We start from the raw sequence: 19,875 nt of genomic DNA, 5'->3' as shown, positions 1-19,875 counted from the left end.
GTTTTATGCTGAGCAAAAAGATTCGCAACTTCCTGTTATTCGGGGTCATCGCCGCGCTGTTCCTGGCGGTGGGCTACTGGAATATCAGCCCGGAGCGCTTTCTCGACCAGCCTGCGGCGCAGGTTGACGAGGGCGCGATCGACTATTACGCCATCAATGCCAAAAGCGTGCAGTTCCTGCCCGACGGCAAGGTGCAGTACGAAATGACGTCGGACAAAGTCGAACATTTGAAGGCCACCGAAGTCACTCTACTGACCAACCCGGACATGAACATCTACCGTGGCACCGAATACCCATGGCACGTCACCAGCAAGCGTGGCGAGGTCAACCCGGACGGCACCGAGGTAGAACTGATCGACTCGGTCCGCGTTGCGCGCACCGACGACAAAAACCGCGACACGGTGATTACCAGCAGTCGCATGACCGTATTCCCGCAGAAGCAATATGCGCAGACCGAGCAAGACGTTAGAATCGACGGCGCTGGCGGTGTATCGACTGGCAAGGGAATGAAAGCGTATTTGAAAGAAAGCAGGATACACCTGCTATCGAACGTAAGAGGACAGTATGAGGCTCGTTAAAACTCTCCCTATTTTGCTCGGTTTGGGCGCAGCACTGGGAAGCGTGAGCGCCTGGGCTCTGCCGAACGATAGCCAGCAGCCGATCCATATCTCCGCTGACGATGCGCAACTGGATGACAAGCAAGGCGTTGCCACCTACACCGGCGGGGTGATCATCACCCAGGGTTCGATGAAGATCACCGGCAACACCGTGACCTTGACCCGCACCCCGAACGGCGACATCGACGTGGTCACCTCGGTGGGCAACCTGGCCTACTTCGAGCAGAAACAGGCGCCGACCGACACAGGCCCGATGAAGGGCTATGGCAAGACCATCCAGTATCACGCCCAACAGAATCGCATCATCCTGATCGACCAGGCCAAGGTGCTCAGCCCCGATGGCAACTCCACGGAAGGCGAGAAAATCACCTATGACACCGTGAAGCAGATCGCCAACGCCGGCCGTGCCAATGGCACCAAGGTGACTGCACCACGTCCGCGTATCGATATGGTTATCCAGCCGAAGAAGAAGGCCGAGTAATGGCAACCCTGAAAGCCCAGCATCTGGCCAAGGCCTATAAAAGCCGCCAGGTCGTGCGCGACGTCAGCCTGTCGATCGACAGCGGCCAGATCGTCGGCTTGCTCGGCCCCAACGGCGCCGGCAAGACCACCTGCTTCTACATGATCGTCGGCCTGGTCCAGGCCGACCAGGGTCGCGTGCTGATCGACGACCTGGACGTGAGCCACCAGCCCATGCACGGACGTGCCCGTGCGGGTATCGGCTATCTTCCGCAAGAAGCGTCGATCTTCCGCAAATTGTCGGTTGCCGACAACATCATGGCGATCCTTGAGACCCGCAAGGAACTCGACCGCGATGGCCGTCGCAAAGAGCTGGAAAGCCTGCTGCAGGAGTTCCACATCAACCACATTCGCGACAACCTTGGCATGAGCCTGTCCGGTGGTGAGCGTCGCCGCGTGGAAATCGCCCGCGCCCTGGCTACCGCGCCGAAGTTCATCCTGCTGGACGAACCGTTTGCCGGCGTCGACCCGATTTCGGTCGGCGACATCAAGCAGATCATCCACCATCTCAAGGCCAAGGGTATCGGTGTACTGATCACCGACCACAACGTGCGTGAGACCCTCGATATCTGCGAAACCGCCTATATCGTCAACGACGGCCAACTGATTGCCGAAGGTGATTCGGCGACCATCCTGGCCAACGAGCTGGTCAAGGAAGTGTACCTGGGTCACGAGTTCCGCCTGTAAACACTGTGGTGTCACGGCTGCTCGCCAAGTCGCGCGGGAGTCAATAAAGACCTCCGGATTTTTATTGTTACCGCGCTCTAGGCAAAGCCCCCGACATCAGGCATATAATTTGCTTATGTTTGGCGCTCACGCGCCCTGTCGTGGATGGCGCATTGCGCCGGCGAATAAGGTGTTAAGCCCCTGCCATGAAACCATCGCTAGTCCTGAGAATGGGCCAGCAGCTGACGATGACACCGCAGCTGCAACAGGCCATCCGCCTGCTCCAATTGTCGACCCTGGACCTGCAACAGGAAATCCAGGAGGCCCTGGAGTCCAATCCGATGCTCGAACGCCAGGAAGAAGGCGACGACTTCGATAATACGGACCCGATGGCTGACAATATCGAGCAAAAACCCAACTCCGACGTGCAGGAACCCTCCTACCAGGAAACCGCCCCCACGGTGGATAACCTGGAAGACGGCGAATGGAACGAACGCATTCCCAACGAGCTTCCAGTCGATACCGCCTGGGAAGACGTCTACCAGACCAGCGCCAGCAGCCTGCCCAGCAACGATGATGACGAGTGGGACTTCACCACCCGCACCTCCGCTGGCGAGAGCCTGCAAAGCCATCTGCTCTGGCAATTGAACCTGGCACCGATGTCGGACACCGATCGCCTGATCGCCGTGACCCTGATCGACTGCATCAACAACCAGGGCTACCTGGACGAGACCCTCGAAGAAATCCTTGAGGCGTTCGATCCGGAACTGGATATCGAGCTGGACGAAATCGAAGCCGTCCTGCACCGCATCCAGCAATTCGAGCCAGCCGGCATCGGCGCTCGTAGCCTCAGCGAGTGCCTGCTGCTGCAATTGCGCCAACTGCCCGCGAAGACACCATGGCTCAGCGAGGCCCAGCGCCTGGTTACCGACTACATCGATCTGCTGGGCAGCCGCGACTACAGCCAGTTGATGCGCCGCATGAAGCTCAAGGAAGACGATCTGCGCCAGGTCATTGAGCTGGTGCAGAGCCTGAACCCCCGCCCGGGCTCGCAAATCGAGTCCAGCGAGGCTGAATATGTGGTCCCGGACGTGATCGTGCGCAAGGACAACGAACGTTGGCTGGTCGAGCTGAACCAGGAATCGGTGCCACGCTTGCGGGTCAACCCGCAATACGCCGGTTTTGTGCGCCGCGCCGACACCAGTGCCGATAACACCTTCATGCGCAACCAGTTGCAGGAAGCGCGCTGGTTCATCAAGAGCCTGCAAAGCCGCAATGAAACCCTGATGAAAGTCGCCACCCAGATCGTCGAGCATCAGCGCGGCTTCCTGGAGTACGGCGATGAAGCGATGAAACCGTTGGTCCTGCACGACATCGCCGAGGCGGTGGGCATGCACGAATCGACGATTTCCCGGGTGACCACGCAAAAGTTCATGCACACCCCACGGGGTATTTATGAACTGAAATACTTTTTCTCCAGCCATGTCAGCACTTCAGAAGGCGGCGAATGCTCCTCCACAGCGATCCGCGCGATCATCAAAAAATTGGTTGCCGCGGAAAATCAGAAAAAGCCGTTGAGTGACAGCAAGATCGCTGGTTTACTGGAGGCACAAGGCATTCAGGTCGCCCGTCGAACCGTCGCCAAGTACCGCGAATCCCTTGGGATCGCGCCTTCCAGCGAGCGTAAGCGTTTGATGTGACGGGCGGGCCATAGCGTTCCAGTGGCAGGCACCCCGGCCTGCCGCTTTATGCACTGGCAACGAAGGAGAAGCTGTATGCAAGTCAACATCAGTGGACAACATATAGAAGTCACCCCTCCACTGCGCGACTATGTCGAGCAGAAGCTGAAACGGCTTGAGGGTCATTTTGACAAGATCACCAATGTGCAAGTGATCATGAAGGTCGACAAACTTCAGCAGAAAATCGAAGCGACCCTACAGATTCCCGGTGGCGAAGTAGTCGCCAATGCCGAGCATGAAGACATGTATGCATCAATCGATGCCCTGACTGACAAGCTTGACCGCCAACTTAAAAAGCATAAGGAAAAGCAGCAGAGCCTTCTCCAGGGCACTGGCCGCTAACACTCCCCACCCATGATTCGACTTGAAACCATCCTGACCCCCGGCCGTTCCCTCGTGAACGCGCCGGGCGGCAGTAAAAAGAAAGCCCTCGAACAGATTGCCAACCTGATCAGCCGCGAAGTGCCTGATTTGGAGATGCAAGATGTGTACGAGGCGCTGATCGCCCGTGAAAAACTCGGCTCCACCGGTTTTGGCAACGGCATCGCGATTCCCCACTGCCGCCTCAAAGGCTGCGAGACACCTGTCAGCGCCCTGCTGCACCTGGACGCTCCCATCGATTTCGACGCCATCGACGGCGCCCCGGTCGACCTGCTGTTTGTACTGCTGGTCCCGCAGGCGGCTACCGATGCGCACCTGGAACTGCTTCGGCAGATCGCCAGCATGCTCGACCGCAAGGAAGTACGCGACAAACTGCGCAGTGCCAGCAGCAATGAGGCGCTGTACCAGGTTGTCCTGGATGAACAGAGCGGGCAGTAATCATGCGCTTGATCATCGTCAGTGGCCGCTCCGGCTCGGGTAAAAGCACCGCCCTCAATGTCCTTGAGGACAACGGTTTCTATTGCATCGATAACCTGCCCGCCGGCCTGCTGCCGGAACTGGCGGAACGTGCACTGATCCACACGGAGCTGGCCCAGCCTCTGGTCGCCGTTTCGATTGATGCCCGCAACCTGCCCAGCCACCTCGAGCGCTTCCCGATCCTGCTCGAGGAAGTGCGGGCCAAGCATATCCATTGCGACGTGTTGTACCTGGATGCCGACGAAGAGACGTTGCTCAAGCGCTTCTCCGAGACCCGTCGACGCCACCCCCTCAGCAGCCCCCACCGCTCCCTGGCCGAAGCCATCGAAGATGAAACCAAGCTGCTGGGCCCGATCATTGACCTCGCCGACCTCAAGATCAACACCACCAGCCTCAACCTGTACCAGTTGCGCGACGCCATCAAGCTGCGCCTGCTCAACCAGCCGGAGCCTGGTACGGCGTTTCTGGTGGAGTCTTTTGGTTTCAAGCGTGGCATGCCGGTGGATGCGGACCTGGTGTTCGATGTGCGCTGCCTGCCCAACCCTTACTGGAAGCCGGAACTGCGCGAGCAGTCGGGGCTGGATCAACCGGTGGCCGACTATTTGGCCGCGCAACCGGATGTGGAGGAGATGTTCCAGGACATTTCCAGCTACCTGCTCAAATGGCTGCCGCGCTTTGCTGCGAGCAACCGAGCCTATGTCACCATCGCGATTGGCTGCACCGGTGGCCATCACCGCTCCGTCTACCTGACTGAGCGCCTGGGTCAGGTGCTGCAAAAAACCCTCAAGAACGTCCAGGTCCGCCACCGCGACCTTAGCTGAAAGGAACACCCCCGCGATGCCCGCTCTGGAAATTGAAATCATCAACAAGCTGGGCCTGCACGCCCGTGCCTCGGCCAAATTTGTCGGCGTGGCCGGGCAGTTTCCCTGCCAGATTCGCGCGGGGCGCACTCCGGAGTCCATGGTTGACGGTAAAAGCATCATGGCGATGATGATGTTGGCCGCCGGCAAGGGCACCAAGATTCATTTGAAGACCGAAGGCGAGCAAGAAGAAGAGGCGATGAACGCGCTGGTGGCGCTGATCAATAACTTCTTTGATGAGGGTGAGTAAACTCACCCTTTGACACAGGGCGGGGCCGCAATGGCCTCACCCCAAAGCCGTGTCCATTACCATCATCAAACAAAACCCAATGCACAACCCCAAGCTGGCGAGCTTCTCGTGACCATTGCGTCGCGACTCGGGGATGACTTCGTGCGTCACCACCAACAACATCGCACCCGCAGCCAGGGCCAGGCCCAGCGGCAGCAGCACTTCCGCCAGGCTCACTAGCCAAGCACACAGCACGGCGAACACTGGCTCCACCAGGCCTGACGCGGCACCGATCAGAAAAGCCTTGACCCGCGACATCCCTGCCCCAGCCAAGACCAACGCGATCACCAGACCTTCGGGCACATCCTGCAACGCAATGCCCATGGCCAGGCTATCGGCGTCGGGCATCCCGCCACCCGCCGACACGCCCACGGCCATGCCTTCCGGAATGTTGTGGGCGATGATGGCGAACACGAACAGCCAGATGCGTGGCGGGATGACCGGGTTATCCGGCGTGCCCACCAACATTTCCGGGCTGGCACCGGAAACCTTGCGGTCGACCAGATACAAACCGAACGCCCCCAGCATAATGCCGAAGCTGATCAAGCCACTGGCGCCCCAAGGCGACAGCCCCAGGCTTTCAGCGGCGGCAATACCCGGTACGATCAGCGAAAACGCCGTCGCCGCCAGCATCACCCCGGCCCCAAAACCGAGCAAGGTGTCACTCAAGGCTACGGGCATCCGCCGAATCACCAGCACCGGCACCGCGCCAAGCGCAGTACCCAACGCACAGATCGCCCCACCCTGCAGCGCACGCAGGATGCGCGGCTCCAGGTTCAACCAGTCCAGCCCGTGGGCCACCAGCAATGCAGTACCTGCCAATAGCAGCAGCGAGCCAAACGCATAGCGAAACATTCGCCCGCTGCTGATCGCCAGTGTTTCAGTGCCCATAGTCGGCCTTAGATCTTGTTATAGGGTGGATATCAGGCCAACGCGGCCTGGTAGCGTTCGGCGACTTCCGGCCAATTGATGACACTGTAGAAGGCGTTGATATATTCCGGGCGACGGTTCTGGTACAGCAGGTAATAGGCGTGTTCCCACACGTCCAGGCCGAGGATCGGCGTGTTGCCGTTCATCAACGGGCTGTCCTGGTTACCGCTGCTTTCTACCACCAGGGTCTTTTGCGGGGTCACGCTCAGCCAGGCCCAGCCGCTGCCGAAACGGGTCAGCGCGGCTTTGGTGAACGCTTCCTTGAAACTTTCGAAACCACCCAGTTGCTCATCCACCGCTTTGCCCAGCGCCCCTTCGGGTTTACCGCCGCCCTTGGGTGACATCACGGCCCAGAACAGCGAGTGGTTAGCGTGGCCGCCGCCCTGGTTGATGACGGCTGCGCGCAGCTTCTCCGGCAATTGCTGGACGCTCGACACCAGTTTTTCAACCGGCCAGCCGGCAAACTCGGTGCCTTCAACTGCGGCATTAAGGTTGTTGATGTAGGTCTGGTGATGCTTGGTGTAGTGAATCTCCATGGTTTGCGCATCGATATGCGGTTCCAGGGCATCGTAGGCGTAAGGCAGGGCAGGCAAGGTGTAGGACATTTCAATGAACTCCGTAATGAGGGCTGTTGCGGGTCGACGCATCCGTTTGCGCCGCAGTGCTGCCGAGCAAGCGATGAGTACGCGGGTACTCGCCGTGATCGCTGATGAAATTCAACAGCTCGACGTAGGTCTTGCTGCTCTGGCGCAGCGCCGCCTCGCGTAATTGCGGGGTCAGACGCGGGTCCTGCATGGCCTGCAACAGCCGCTGATGGATAGCGCAGAGGTATTCCGCGCTTTCCTCCGGCTGGTTCAGGCGCAGGTGCAGGTCCGCCAGGTTGTGATGGGAAATGACGCAGGCCGCCACCGCTTCGTCGGCATCCGCCCAGCGTTCGAACAGCACTTGGGCCAGGGCCAGGGCTTGCAAATAAGCCTCGCGAGCGTCAACCAACTCGCCCGCCATAAAGCAGCGATTGGCCCGTTCGATCGTACGTTTCCAGTGCTCCATGGTGAGCCTCCAAAGCAGAGTCGGTGATTACACGCCGCCGGCCGTGAGCTTTTCCGGGTCCAGCAGGACTTCCAGCTGGCTGCGGTCCAGGTCGGTGTGTTCAAGCGCGACATCAATCACCGGACGACCTTGCTGATAGGCCTTCTTGGCGATTTCAGCGGCTTTCTGATAGCCAATGATCGGGTTGAGTGCGGTGACCAGGATCGGGTTGCGCGACAGCGCTTCCTTGAGCTTGGCCTCATTGACCTTGAAGCTGGCGATGGCCTTGTCCGCCAGCAAACGGCTGGAGTTGGCCAGCAATTCCAGGCTGCTGAGCAAGTTCTGGGCGATGATCGGCAGCATCACGTTCAGCTCGAAGTTGCCCGACTGACCGGCGACAGTGATCACCGTGTCATTGCCGATGACCTGCGCGGCGACCATGGCGGTCGCTTCCGGGATGACCGGGTTGACCTTGCCGGGCATGATCGAGGAGCCCGGTTGCAGCCCCTCCAATTCGATTTCACCCAGACCGGCCAAGGGACCGGAGTTCATCCAGCGCAGGTCGTTGGCGATTTTCATCAGCGAGACGGCAACGGCTTTCAACTGGCCGGAAACCGCGACGGCGGTGTCCTGTGAACCGATCAACGCGAACAGGTTCTTGCCCGGCGTGAACTTCACATGGGTCAGGCTGCTCAGTTGCTGGCTGAAACGTGCGGAGAACTCCGGGTGAGCATTGATCCCTGTGCCAACTGCGGTGCCGCCCTGGGCCAGGGCCTGCAGGGCTGGCAGCAGATCTTGCAAGTGCCCGATGTTGGCCTTGAGTTGCTGAGCCCAACCGTTGAGCACCTGGCTCATGCGTACGGGCATGGCATCCATCAGGTGGGTGCGGCCGGTCTTGATAAACGGGTGGACTTCTTCGGCTTTCTGTTCGATGACCTGCACCAGATGCAACAGGGCCGGCAGCGTTTGCTCGTGCAGGACCAGCGCGGCGCTGACATGGATGGTGGTCGGGATAATATCGTTGGAGCTTTGGCCGCAGTTCACGTGGTCATTGGGATTGACCGACTCGCCGAGCAAACGCGTGGCCAGGGTGGCAATCACTTCGTTGGCGTTCATGTTGGAACTGGTGCCGGAGCCGGTCTGGAAGATATCCACCGGGAAGTGCTGCATGAAATCGCCTTCCAGCAAACCTTGGGCAGCCTCGACAATCGCCTTGCCCTGCCCTTCACTGATCTGCTTGAGGTCGACGTTGACCTTGGCCGCAGCGGCCTTGGCCAGGATCAGGGCGCGAATGAATTGCGCCGGCATGCGCTGGTTGCTGATCGGGAAGTTGTTCACCGCACGCTGGGTTTGTGCGCCATACAGGGCCTCGGCCGGTACTTGCAGTTCGCCCATGCTGTCGCGTTCGATACGGGTGTTACTCATCGTTAGATCCTTGCACCAGGTCGGAGTGAGAAATAGACGGCAGCAATTCGCAGGTCGCCAATCGCCACGCAAAGCTCTGCCAGCGCTTGAGGCGGCAGGCACAGTGAGAAAGTTTTTCCAGGTCACGCAGGGGGCGCCAGGCTTGGTCCAGGCACAAGGAACGCCAATGCCATGGCAGCGCGATATCGCTGGCGGTGTCGAGCAGCAGTCGGAATGAGGTTTCAGCGATCGTCCACGGATGGGTCGCGGTGCAGCACGCCAGATATCGACCTTCACTGAGGTAATGTTCGATCAGGCGCGGCTCGTCGGGGTTGAGACCGCAGCGAATCTGGCGACTCATCCAGCGCCAGCTCTCCAGGTAGGGATCCTCATGCAGGACAGAACTCATGATCCACACTCATTCGGTAATGATATTTATTATTAAATGATATTAAGAATCAAAACAAGAGTGGCAGGTTGATCCGCCTGCAACACGGCCACAAAAAAAGGCGCGTCATCCGAAGATGACGCGCCTTTTTGATGAAGCGGCGAAAGGATCAGCTACCCGCGACGGTCATCCGCTCGATCAGTAACGAACCGGTGCGAATGTTGCTGCGCAGTTCCAAGTCATTACCTACCGCAACAATCTGCTTGAACATGTCACGCAGGTTGCCGGCGATGGTCACCTCCTGGACGGCGAATTGAATCTCACCGTTTTCGATCCAGAAACCCGCCGCGCCACGGGAGTAATCGCCCGTGACCATGTTCAAGCCATGCCCCATCAACTCAGTCACCAGCAGGCCGCGGCCCATACGACGCAGCAACGCCGCCTGGTCTTCATCGCCATGGGTGACGAACAAGTTGTGCACACCCCCAGCGTTGGCGGTGCTTGGCAGACCGAGCTTGCGCCCCGAATAAGTGCCCAACACATAGGAAACCAGCTCGCCTTTTTCGACAAACGGCTTGGCATACGTTGCCAGGCCATCGCCATCGAACGAGGTGCTGCCCATAGCCTGCATCAGGTGCGGACGCTCATCGATGGTCAGCCACTCGGGGAACAGCTTCTGGCCAATCGCACCTTCGAGGAACGACGACTTGCGGTACAGGTTCCCACCCGAAATCGCCCCCAGGAAACTGCCGAACAAACCGCCGGCCAATTCCGCCGAGAACAGTACCGGCACCTCGCACGTCGGTACAGGCCGTGCGCCCAATCGACTCGCGGCACGTTGCGCGGCACGCTGGCCAATGCTGGCAGGATCCGCCAGCAGTTCGCCCTGGCGGTTCACGTCGTACCAGTAATCACGCTGCATCTGGCCGTTGGCTTCGGCGATCATCACGCAGCTCAAGCTATGGCGCGTGGACGCATAACCGCCGATAAAACCGTGGCTGTTGCCATACACGCGGCAGCCCTGATGCGTGCTCAACGTGGTGCCATCGGCGTTCTTGATGCGGGCATCGGCATCGAACGCGGCGGCTTCGCAGAGCAGCGCTTTCTCGATGGCTTGCTCGGGCGTAATGTCCCAGGCGTGGAACAGATCGAAATCCTTCAAGTCCTTGGCCATCAGGGCTTTATCGGCCAGACCTGAACTTTCATCTTCGGAAGTGTGCTTGGCGATGGCCAATGCGGCGGCGACGGTTTCACGAATCGCGTCCGGTCCGCTGGCCGACGTGCTGGCCGAGCCTTTGCGCTGCCCTACATACAGGGTGATGCCAAAACCTTGATCGCGGTTGAACTCAACGGTTTCCACTTCCCGCTGGCGCACCGAAGTCGACAGCCCCTGCTCCAGCGATACCGCCACTTCACAGGCACTGGCGCCCTGGCGCTTGGCCTCGGCCAGGATCTGCTCGACTTGTTCCTGCAGTGCCGGTAACGCTTGCGGACCGACGCTTTGGGCTGCACTCATGGTTTTCTCCACTCAAATTCTGCTTTCGGTTAAGGCCATCGAGCGACCGGGCCGGACAAGCGGCCCCCGACTGGTTATCATGGCGGCGTTTCTTTGCGGACTGCCACCATGGTTGATTCTTACGACGACTCCCTCGATGGGGAGAAAAGCAAATCCCAGGTCAAACGTGAGCTGCATGCTCTGGTTGACCTCGGCGAGCGCCTTACAACGCTCAAGAAAGATTTGATTGCAAAACTGCCTCTGACCGACGAAATGCGTCGAGCCTTGGCCGATGCGCCCAAGCACACCGCGAATATCGCGCGTAAACGGCACATCTCGTTTATCGGCAAATTGATGCGCGACCAAGACATTGACGCCATTCTGACCTTGCTCGATCAAACCGATGCCTCCACTCGCCAATACAACGAACGCTTCCACAACTTGGAACGTTGGCGTGACCGCCTGATTTCGGGCGACGACGCCGTGCTGGAGAAATTCGTATTGGACTACCCGGACGCGGACCGCCAGCAATTGCGCTCCCTGATCCGTCAGGCCCAGCACGAGCTGGCGCATAACAAGGCGCCGGCCACCAGCCGTAAAATCTTCAAGTACATCCGAGAGCTGGACGAGACCCAACGCGGCCTGCGTTGATCCCTTCCCCGGGTGGCGAACTTCGCCACCCGAAGCTCCACCTCCCTTACGCGCCCGTGCCACCCACGGTGATCGCATCAATTTTCAGCGTTGGCTGGCCGACACCCACCGGCACCGACTGCCCATCTTTACCGCACGTGCCCACGCCGCTGTCCAGCGACAGGTCGTTACCGACCATCGACACCTTGCTCATGGCTTCCGGCCCGTTGCCAATCAACGTTGCGCCTTTGACCGGCGCGGTAATCTTGCCGTCCTCGATCAGGTACGCCTCGCTGGTGGAGAACACGAACTTGCCGCTGGTGATATCCACCTGGCCGCCGCCAAGATTGGCGCAATAGATGCCGCGTTTTACCGAAGCGATGATTTCTGCCGGGTCGCTTTCACCACCGAGCATGTAAGTGTTGGTCATACGCGGCATCGGCAGGTGCGCGTAGGATTCGCGGCGACCGTTACCGGTACGCGCTACGCCCATCAGGCGAGCGTTGAGCTTGTCCTGCATGTAGCCCTTGAGCACACCATTCTCGATCAGGGTGGTGCACTCGGTCGGCGTACCTTCATCGTCCACGCTCAGCGAGCCACGGCGACCGGCCAGGGTGCCGTCATCGACGATGGTGCAGAGTTTGGAGGCAACCATTTCGCCCATACGCCCGCTGTAGGCCGAACTGCCCTTGCGGTTGAAGTCGCCTTCCAGGCCATGGCCGACCGCTTCGTGCAGCAACACGCCGGACCAGCCCGAACCCAGCACCACTGGCAACGTACCTGCCGGAGCCGGAATGGCTTCAAGGTTGACCAACGCCTGGCGCAGCGCCTCACGGGCATAGCCCATGGCGCGGTCTTCGGTGAGGAAATAACGGTAGTCGGTACGCCCGCCGCCGCCATGGCCGCCACGTTCGCGACGGCCGTTCTGCTCGACAATCACACTGACGTTGAAGCGCACCAGCGGGCGCACATCCGCCGCCAGGCCGCCATCGGTGGAGGCTACCAGGATGCGTTCCCACACACCGGCCATGCTCACGGTGACCTGCTGGATACGCGGGTCCAGGGCGCGGGTGGCGGCGTCGACACGCTTGAGCAGCTCGACCTTTTCGGCACGGCTGATCACTTCCAAGGGATTATCCGGCGCGTAAAGCTGGGCCACGTCCTGGGTGCTGAACGCCTGCACCGTGCCATTTTGCCCGGCACGGGAAATTGAACGCGCGGCACGCGCCGCCAGGCCCAAGGCTTCCAGGGTGATGGCGTTGCTGTAGGCAAAACCCGTTTTTTCACCGGACTGCGCACGCACGCCCACGCCCTGGTCAAGGTTGAAACTGCCTTCCTTGACGATGCCGTCTTCCAGGGCCCAGGACTCGGAGATCTGCCCCTGGAAATACAGGTCAGCCGCGTCGATGCCCGGCCCGGCGAGATCGCCCAGTACGGTTTGCAGACTTTCGATGGTCACGCCACCGGGTGCCAGGAGGTGTTCACTGACTGAGGACAACAACTCGCTCATAGGTTTGGCCTTAAATTCATCGTTCCGAAGCAGGCCGCTGTGCGCCCTGCGAGAAAAAGCGCCGATGGTTGACCACCGGCATACGCGCCCTTATCGACGCTTGCTCACTGCTATCGCGTTCGGCCAACAACACCGCTTCGCCTTGATCCTGTTGGGTCAGTACACGGCCCCACGGGTCGACAATCGCCGCATGCCCATAGGTTTCCCGTGGGCCCGGATGCACGCCGCCCTGGGCGGCTGCCAGCAAGTAACACTGGGTCTCGATGGCCCGTGCGCGAATCAGCACGTCCCAATGCGCCGCGCCTGTCACGGCGGTAAACGCCGATGGCGCGGTAATCAATTCCGCTCCCGCCGCACGCAACTCGCTGTACAGCTCGGGGAAGCGCAGGTCGTAACACACCGTCAGGCCCAAACGGCCGACCGGTGTATCCGCCACCACCACGTTGCCACCGAAAGCATAGTCGTCAGATTCGCGATAACGACCGCGCGCGTCTGCAACGTCGACATCGAACAGGTGCAGCTTGTCGTATCGAGCGACGATTTCACCGCGATCATCGACCAGCAGCGAACAGGCGTTGGACTTGGCGTGCGGTTGATCCTTGGGTGGCAGTGGCAAAGTACCGGCCACTATCCATAAGGTGAGGTCGCGGGCGGTCTGTTTCAACCACGGCAGGATCGGCCCCTCGCCCAGCGCTTCGGCGCGGCCGATATCGGCCACATCGCGACGGCCCATGGCTGCGAAGTTTTCCGGCAGCACCGCCAGCTTCGCCCCAGCCGCCGCCGCTTGCTCCAGCAAGCGCCGGGCCTGGGCCAGGTTGGCCAGCACATCGCTCTGGCTGACCATTTGAATTACCGCAAAGGACATGGGCCGACACTCCGTAATGGGCATGCGGCCATGCTACTCCACAGGCTCTCAGTTTGGTTTTTCAAATGGCTTGTCGAAGGTGATTTTCGGATCCTTCCACGGGCCCTGTACCGTGTATTGCACACTGGCAAAGCGCGAAACCCGATCACCGATCAGCTTGTCGATCAGGAACAACGCACCACCAATGGCCGGCGCGCCGACGATCAACGCGGCAATCGGCAGGTTGTTGGTGACCGGCAAGGTGACCAGCAACTTGGCGTCGACTCGGTCGGCCACCAGGTCCAGGGTGCCGTTGAGTTCCAGGTTGGTCGACGGCCCGGTCATGGTGATGGGTTCGCGGGTAACGAACACGCCATTGCTGGCCGCCAGCAAACCCTTGACCCGGTCGTAGCTCAAGCCCTTGCCGAGCAGGTCCGAGAAGTCCAGGCGCAAACGCCGCCCGATGGAGTTGAAGTTCAGCAACCCAAATACCCGAAGGGCCTGGGCGCTCCCGTCCACTTCCACGAACTGACCGTTACGGAACGATGCATCCAGGCTGCCGGAGAAACGCTTAGGCCCGACATACGCCGGCGAACCGGGCCAGCGGCCATCTACATCCAGGTGGAAATCCTGGCTGGTGACGGTCGGCGCATAACCCCAGCCCTTGAGCACATCACCAATATTCTTGCCGTCCAGGCGGCCCTTGTACCAACTGCTGCTGTCGCTGGCCGAACCCTCCCAACCTCCAGCGCCCTTGAGCTGCATGCCCTTGAGGCCCAGGTCCAGATTATTGAAGGCCAGGCCCTTGGCGGTCGGGCGGATCTTCAGCGACCAGGCGCCCACCAGGTCTGGCCCTTGGAACAGTTGGTCAATGGCGATATCCAGCGCGGGAATATCCTTGGGGTCGATACCCGCCAAAGGATCCGGCGCGTTCTCGTCAGCCTGTGCCGTCGGGTCCACCGCCGGCAACTTCACGTATTGCAGGTTGACCGCAATCGGTGCGCCCTTGGCGTCCGGCAGGTTGACGCTGCCCTTGGCTTGCTGGCTGTCGAGCTGCAAGCCCCACGCTGCTGGCTTGCGGTCGAGCTGCAATTTGACCTGGTCGAACTGGGTGCCAAAGCCGGTCAGCTTGCCCACCTTGAAGTCGGCGCTACTGAGCAGTTGCTTGGCGCTGCCACCCGGATCATTGCCCGCGTAACGGTCCACCAGTTTCTTCCAAGGGTCGATATCCAGTTCCGACAACACCCCACGAATACGCAAGCCCTTGGTCGTCGGCAGCAGCGCGTCACCATCGCCGAGGAACAACTCACCCCGACCCTCGCCGAACTTGTCCGGCGGCGCAGCAAAGGTGAAATTGGCCAGTTCGCCGTAATCGAACCAGTAGCGGCGCTCGGAGCCCTGCAACGTCATGCGGAACACGCTGTCACGCCCCTGGCTGGCCGGCATGCCGAACGGTGCCGGCAAGTCCACGGCGACACCCTTGAGATTGGAGCTGACCATCAATTGGCTATCGGCCCCGTCCAGGTTGAGCTGCAACTGATACGGGATGTCGCCGGACACCGGCAATGGCTGGGTGATTTTCAACCAATCTGTCAGCCGCTTGACCGTAACCTGGCCTTTGGCAGTCACCCGCGTACTGATCTTGCCGGGTTTGCCATCGGCGGCGATCTGCGCAGTGATCGGCCGATCAAACGCCTGGGCGGTAATGTTCTGGCCGCTCAGCCCCTTGGCGCTGTCAAAACGGAAGTCGCCCTTGAGCTGGGTCAGGTCCAGGGTCGGCTCGGCCAATTGCAGGCGGGATTTATCGGTCTTGAAGTCCACCACGATTTTCGGCTCGGCGTCCTTGGCCAGCGGAATATCCAGGTCCAGGCTGCCTTGCAGGTCACCCTCGCCTTTCCAACCGGCAAACGTCGACGCCGTACCAATCGGCGCTTCCTGCAGGATTTTCAAACCATCCCCCAGGCCGCCGGCAAAACCACCGGTCAGCAGCAGATGGCTGTCCTTGCCCGCCGGCGCATGGGGAATATTGACGTAGACGTCCTTGACCTTGGTATCGAGCAACTGGCCCTTGCTGGCCAGGATGCGCACGCCGCTTTCCTCGACGAACACCTCACCCTTGACCTTGCTGACGTGGGGCCAGCCCGGCTGGAACGCCAGCTCAGCGTCATGCACCTTGAAGAACAGGCTGATATTGCGCGATGCCGGTAAGGCATCGTGGTTCAGCGAGCCCTGGTACTGGAAGAAACCTTCATCCACCGCGCCCTTGAGAATCGCCGTGCGCAGCCATTCATCCAACGCTGGGCTCAATACGGCCGGCAGGTATTTGGGCGTGAAGCGTCCATCGCCATCGACCATACCGACCCGCAGGTCCATGTAGTCTTCCTGGCTATGATCAAAGTGCAGGCGGATCAGGAAGTCGGCCGCCACCTTGCCCTCCTCGCCGAGCACCTTGATGTACGGGGCGATCAGGGTGAAGCCTTCTTTATCCAGCTTCCATGTCAGCCGTGCATTGGCCTGGATGTACTGCCACGGCTTGGCGAAGATCGGGTCGAGGTGCAGGGAGAAATCCTTGCTGTCCATGCGCAGTTCGCCATGGCCCAGGTCACCACTGATGCTGCCGGACACATTACGCGCCGCCGGTGCGCCGAAGTAGGCGTCAAAACCGATGCGCTCCAGGTTCGCGGCAAAACTGACTTTCTGGTCGGTGGTGTCCTGCGGGCGGAAATCCACCAGCACGTTGCGCAACACCCCGGTGGCTTTCAGGTGTTCGATGGTTTTGGCAAAGCCTTCCGGCAGCGGCGCCAGGGCATTGAGCAACGGCGTGACAGGGGTCAGGTCCAGACGGTCGGCCTGGAGTTTCCAGACTTCCAGGTCTTTGTCAGTGGCCAAGGTTTGCTGCAATTGCAGGTGCGATTCCCAACGGGTATCCCCGAGGTTCATCGCCAACGAATCAAACAGCACCTTAAGGCCGGTCTCACTGCGTTGCAGGTAGGCCGTCAGGGCGAGATTCTCGATATGCACCGGCTTGCGGTCGGCGTAGCTGCCCTTCACTTGTGGCGAATTAAGCCGCACCACCGCGTTTTGCACGGTGCCTTTGGCCCAGGTCAGCCAGAATTCGCCGCCGGCCTTGAACTGCGTGAGCTTCCATTGCTGGGTCAACTTGGCCGGGATCCACTTGGCCCAATCGCTCTGCGGCAGGCTCAGGTAAGCCTGGATTTCAGCGTCCTTCCATTGGCTGGCGCGAATGCGCGTTCGTAGGCTCACGGCCAGGGGCTGGCCATCCGGCAGGGTCACGCGTGCGTCCAGGCGTTGGCGGGTCATGCCGGTGTGCAGGCTCAGGCCCACATAGGTCAAGGTCTTCGGCGCCTGGTCGAAGGGTTGCAAGGTGACCTGGCTGTCGAGCAGCGACACGCGCTTGACCATTTGCATGCGCGTGAGCACCTGCTCCGGGTCCAGCGGCTGGTCGTCCTGTACCGGCAACCCTTGCAGCGCCCAGTGGCCGTCCTTGTCTTCCTTGACGCTGAGTTGCAGGCCACTCACATTCAAATGGGCGATGCGCACTTCGCGCGCCATCAGGCTCGCCCACATATCCGGCACCACTTCGACCTGGTCCAGGCGCAGGGCACTGCTGCCCTCGCCGACCATCACGTCGTGGGCCAGCAAGACGGGGGCAAAACCACTCCAGCGACCTTCGAGGCTACCGATGTGCACGGGCATATCCACCGCAGCCTGGGCCTTGGCTTCAACTTCGGCGCGGTATTCGGCCACCAGCGGGGTCAATTCGCGCCCGAGGCTCACGTACACCGCCGCCAAGACCAGAAACAAAGCACTGAGGCCCAGGCCCCAACGGGTCAGGGCGGCAAAAAAGCGTATAAGACGCTCCATGTCAGGCGACCCTCAAGGCAGAAATAGTTAAGCGAATGGGGATCAGAGCAGCACCACGTCGTATTGTTCCTGGGAATACATGGTTTCGACCTGGAAACGAATCGTGCGTCCGATAAACCCTTCCAATTCGGCAACGTTACCGGACTCTTCGTCCAGCAACCGATCGACCACTTTCTGGTTGGCGAGCACTCTATAACCTTCAGCCTGATAGGCTCGTGCCTCTCGTAAGATTTCCCGGAAAATCTCGTAGCAAACCGTTTCCGGAGTCTTCAACTTGCCGCGCCCCTGGCAACTGCTGCACGGCTCGCACAGCACTTGTTCCAGGCTCTCACGGGTGCGCTTGCGGGTCATCTGCACCAGGCCCAACTCGGTGATGCCGATGATATTGGTCTTGGCGTGATCGCGCTCCAGTTGTTTCTCCAGGGTGCGCAGCACCTGGCGCTGGTGCTCTTCATCTTCCATGTCGATGAAGTCGATGATGATGATGCCGCCTAGATTGCGCAGGCGCAGTTGTCGGGCAATCGCGGTGGCGGCTTCGAGGTTGGTCTTGAAGATGGTTTCTTCGAGGTTGCGATGGCCCACGAACGCGCCGGTGTTGACGTCGATGGTGGTCATGGCCTCCGCCGGGTCGACCACCAGGTAGCCGCCGGACTTGAGTGGCACCTTGCGTTCGAGGGCTTTCTGGATTTCGTCTTCGACGCCGTACAAGTCGAAGATCGGACGCTCACCAGGGTAGTGTTCCAGGCGGTCGGCAATTTCCGGCATCAACTCGGCAACAAATTGCGTGGTGCGCTGGAAGGTTTCCCGCGAGTCGATGCGAATTTTCTCAATCTTCGGGCTGACCAGGTCGCGCAGGGTGCGCAGGGCCAGACCCAAGTCTTCATAGATCACGCTGGGCGCGCCAATGGTCTTGATCTGTGCGCCGATCTGGTCCCACAGGCGCCGCAGGTAGCGGATGTCCATCAGGATCTCATCCGCACCCGCCCCTTCGGCGGCGGTACGCAGGATAAACCCGCCCGCTTCCTTGATGCCTTCGGCGGCCACGCAGTCGCTGACGACTTTTTTCAGGCGCTCGCGCTCGCCTTCATCTTCGATCTTCAGGGAAATACCGACATGGGCAGTGCGCGGCATGTACACCAGGTAGCGCGATGGAATCGACAATTGCGTGGTCAGGCGTGCGCCTTTGGAGCCGATGGGGTCCTTGGTGACTTGCACCACCAGGCTCTGCCCTTCATGCACCAGGGCGCTGATGCTTTCTACCGCCGGGCCTTCACGCAGGGAAATTTCCGAAGCATGGATAAACGCGGCGCGGTCCAGGCCGATGTCGACGAATGCCGCCTGCATGCCCGGCAATACGCGCACGACCTTGCCTTTATAGATATTGCCGACAATCCCACGCTTCTGGGTGCGCTCGACATGCACTTCCTGCAGAACACCGTTCTCTACCACCGCCACGCGTGATTCCATCGGCGTGATATTGATCAGAATCTCTTCACTCATGGCTGGGTCTCGTTCAGGCGTTTTCACAATAGTGACCGATCGCTTATGGCTGGGCGCGCAGGTAAAGCGATCAGCGCGCGGTAAGGTTTTGCCAACAGGGTATGCCGAATTGCTTGAGCAGTTGCGCGGTTTCGCACACCGGCAGGCCTACCACGGCGGAATAACTGCCATTGAGACCGGCGACAAACACCGAGCCCAACCCTTGAATAGCATAGCCGCCCGCCTTGTCCTGCGGTTCGCCACTGTGCCAGTAGGTTGTAGCTTCCTCGACAGAAATGCCGCGAAAACGTACACGACTGCTTACACAAACGGTCTCGGTGCGCTGGCCGTCCGTAAGAGCAATGGCGGTCAACACTTCATGTTCTCGCCCCGCCAGGGCCATCAACATTGCCAGTGCATCGGCTTGGTCCACGGGTTTGCCGAGGATCTTGCCGTCTACGATCACGGCGGTATCGGCGCCCAGCACACAGGCGCCGGCGGTGTTGCCGAGCACAGCAAAACCTGCCGATGCCTTGCCGAGCGCGAGGCGCTCGACATAGGAAACGGCTGATTCATTGGTAAGAGGGGTTTCATCAATAGCGGCACTGACCACGGTGAAAGGCACACCGATCTGGGTCAGCAGTTCACGCCGCCTCGGGGAGCCCGAGGCCAGATAAAGCGAATTCATTGCAGACTCTCCCTGTGGGGCTCGATAACCAGGCAGAGCCTCGCA

General features: G+C 60.2%; 20 protein-coding genes. 9 read left to right on the top strand and 11 right to left on the bottom strand.

Annotation, left to right across the window (positions count from 1 at the left end; all coding sequences use genetic code 11):
• Nucleotides 1-5: 5 nt before the first annotated feature.
• From lptC to DYL61_RS07370, 8 genes are all read left to right on the top strand, one after another.
• Nucleotides 6-578 (top strand): LPS export ABC transporter periplasmic protein LptC, encoded by a 573-nt coding sequence (gene lptC / locus DYL61_RS07405; RefSeq protein WP_135307816.1) that lies wholly within the window; start codon nucleotides 6-8, stop codon nucleotides 576-578.
• Nucleotides 565-1,098: a lipopolysaccharide transport periplasmic protein LptA gene (lptA, locus tag DYL61_RS07400; RefSeq protein WP_135307815.1), complete on the top strand. Its 534-nt coding sequence runs from the start codon at nucleotides 565-567 to the stop codon at nucleotides 1,096-1,098. Before lptC ends, lptA begins: the two co-directional genes overlap by 14 nt.
• Complete coding sequence (lptB, locus tag DYL61_RS07395; RefSeq protein ID WP_003171806.1) at nucleotides 1,098-1,823, top strand: LPS export ABC transporter ATP-binding protein; 726 nt, start codon at nucleotides 1,098-1,100, stop codon at nucleotides 1,821-1,823. Before lptA ends, lptB begins: the two co-directional genes overlap by 1 nt.
• 185 nt (nucleotides 1,824-2,008) lie before the next feature.
• A complete protein-coding gene (locus tag DYL61_RS07390) occupies nucleotides 2,009-3,502 on the top strand; it encodes an RNA polymerase factor sigma-54 (protein ID WP_135307814.1) in 1,494 nt (497 codons plus the stop codon).
• A gap of 75 nt (nucleotides 3,503-3,577) precedes the next feature.
• Nucleotides 3,578-3,883 carry a ribosome hibernation-promoting factor, HPF/YfiA family gene (gene hpf, locus DYL61_RS07385; protein ID WP_135307813.1) on the top strand — a complete coding sequence of 102 codons (306 nt, stop codon included), beginning with the start codon at nucleotides 3,578-3,580 and terminating at the stop codon, nucleotides 3,881-3,883.
• A 12-nt stretch (nucleotides 3,884-3,895) separates the two neighbouring features.
• Nucleotides 3,896-4,360, top strand: coding sequence for a PTS IIA-like nitrogen regulatory protein PtsN (gene ptsN, locus DYL61_RS07380; protein ID WP_135307812.1), 465 nt, complete (start codon nucleotides 3,896-3,898; stop codon nucleotides 4,358-4,360).
• 2 nt (nucleotides 4,361-4,362) lie between these two features.
• Nucleotides 4,363-5,220: an RNase adapter RapZ gene (rapZ, locus tag DYL61_RS07375; RefSeq protein ID WP_105696167.1), complete on the top strand. Its 858-nt coding sequence runs from the start codon at nucleotides 4,363-4,365 to the stop codon at nucleotides 5,218-5,220.
• Nucleotides 5,221-5,236: 16 nt separating this feature from the next.
• Complete coding sequence (locus tag DYL61_RS07370) at nucleotides 5,237-5,509, top strand: HPr family phosphocarrier protein (protein WP_135307811.1); 273 nt, start codon at nucleotides 5,237-5,239, stop codon at nucleotides 5,507-5,509.
• Nucleotides 5,510-5,545: 36 nt separating this feature from the next.
• Here DYL61_RS07370 and DYL61_RS07365 read toward each other — a convergent pair whose 3' ends face one another.
• The 6 genes from DYL61_RS07365 to pmbA form a co-directional block, all read right to left on the bottom strand.
• Nucleotides 5,546-6,439: a ZIP family metal transporter gene (locus DYL61_RS07365; protein WP_135307810.1), complete on the bottom strand. Its 894-nt coding sequence runs from the start codon at nucleotides 6,437-6,439 to the stop codon at nucleotides 5,546-5,548.
• 32 nt (nucleotides 6,440-6,471) lie between these two features.
• Nucleotides 6,472-7,083, bottom strand: a complete 612-nt coding sequence (locus DYL61_RS07360) for a superoxide dismutase (protein ID WP_135307809.1) — start codon at nucleotides 7,081-7,083, stop codon at nucleotides 6,472-6,474.
• A gap of 1 nt (nucleotide 7,084) precedes the next feature.
• Nucleotides 7,085-7,528 (bottom strand): hypothetical protein, encoded by a 444-nt coding sequence (locus DYL61_RS07355; RefSeq protein ID WP_105696171.1) that lies wholly within the window; start codon nucleotides 7,526-7,528, stop codon nucleotides 7,085-7,087.
• 27 nt (nucleotides 7,529-7,555) lie between these two features.
• The gene (locus DYL61_RS07350; protein WP_135307808.1) at nucleotides 7,556-8,932 is read right to left on the bottom strand and encodes a class II fumarate hydratase; all 1,377 of its coding nucleotides are present in this window, start codon (nucleotides 8,930-8,932) and stop codon (nucleotides 7,556-7,558) included.
• Nucleotides 8,925-9,320: a FagA protein gene (locus tag DYL61_RS07345; protein WP_135307807.1), complete on the bottom strand. Its 396-nt coding sequence runs from the start codon at nucleotides 9,318-9,320 to the stop codon at nucleotides 8,925-8,927. The genes DYL61_RS07350 and DYL61_RS07345 overlap by 8 nt, the downstream gene beginning before the upstream one ends.
• Before the next feature lie 148 nt (nucleotides 9,321-9,468).
• On the bottom strand, nucleotides 9,469-10,815 hold the full coding sequence (pmbA, locus tag DYL61_RS07340) for a metalloprotease PmbA (RefSeq protein ID WP_135307806.1): 1,347 nt from the start codon (nucleotides 10,813-10,815) through the stop codon (nucleotides 9,469-9,471).
• A gap of 108 nt (nucleotides 10,816-10,923) precedes the next feature.
• On the opposite strand from pmbA, the gene yjgA reads away from it, so the two are divergent.
• Complete coding sequence (gene yjgA, locus DYL61_RS07335) at nucleotides 10,924-11,445, top strand: ribosome biogenesis factor YjgA (protein ID WP_135307805.1); 522 nt, start codon at nucleotides 10,924-10,926, stop codon at nucleotides 11,443-11,445.
• A gap of 46 nt (nucleotides 11,446-11,491) precedes the next feature.
• On the opposite strand, the gene tldD is transcribed toward yjgA, so the two are convergent.
• The 5 genes from tldD to DYL61_RS07310 all read right to left on the bottom strand — a co-directional run bounded on the left by tldD (nucleotide 11,492) and on the right by DYL61_RS07310 (nucleotide 19,830).
• On the bottom strand, nucleotides 11,492-12,934 hold the full coding sequence (gene tldD / locus DYL61_RS07330) for a metalloprotease TldD (RefSeq protein ID WP_105696176.1): 1,443 nt from the start codon (nucleotides 12,932-12,934) through the stop codon (nucleotides 11,492-11,494).
• A 16-nt stretch (nucleotides 12,935-12,950) separates the two neighbouring features.
• A complete protein-coding gene (locus DYL61_RS07325) occupies nucleotides 12,951-13,799 on the bottom strand; it encodes a carbon-nitrogen hydrolase family protein (protein WP_135307804.1) in 849 nt (282 codons plus the stop codon).
• 48 nt (nucleotides 13,800-13,847) lie between these two features.
• Nucleotides 13,848-17,663 carry a YhdP family protein gene (locus tag DYL61_RS07320; protein ID WP_135307803.1) on the bottom strand — a complete coding sequence of 1,272 codons (3,816 nt, stop codon included), beginning with the start codon at nucleotides 17,661-17,663 and terminating at the stop codon, nucleotides 13,848-13,850.
• 42 nt (nucleotides 17,664-17,705) lie between these two features.
• A complete protein-coding gene (gene rng / locus DYL61_RS07315; protein ID WP_003171790.1) occupies nucleotides 17,706-19,163 on the bottom strand; it encodes a ribonuclease G in 1,458 nt (485 codons plus the stop codon).
• Nucleotides 19,164-19,233: 70 nt separating this feature from the next.
• On the bottom strand, nucleotides 19,234-19,830 hold the full coding sequence (locus DYL61_RS07310; RefSeq protein WP_135307802.1) for a Maf family protein: 597 nt from the start codon (nucleotides 19,828-19,830) through the stop codon (nucleotides 19,234-19,236).
• Between the last annotated feature and the right edge of the window lie 45 nt (nucleotides 19,831-19,875).

It is taken from the genome of Pseudomonas nabeulensis, assembly GCF_004682045.1.
GTDB classification, from domain to species: domain Bacteria; phylum Pseudomonadota; class Gammaproteobacteria; order Pseudomonadales; family Pseudomonadaceae; genus Aquipseudomonas; species Aquipseudomonas nabeulensis.
This window is presented reverse-complemented; position numbering and strand designations above follow the sequence as displayed.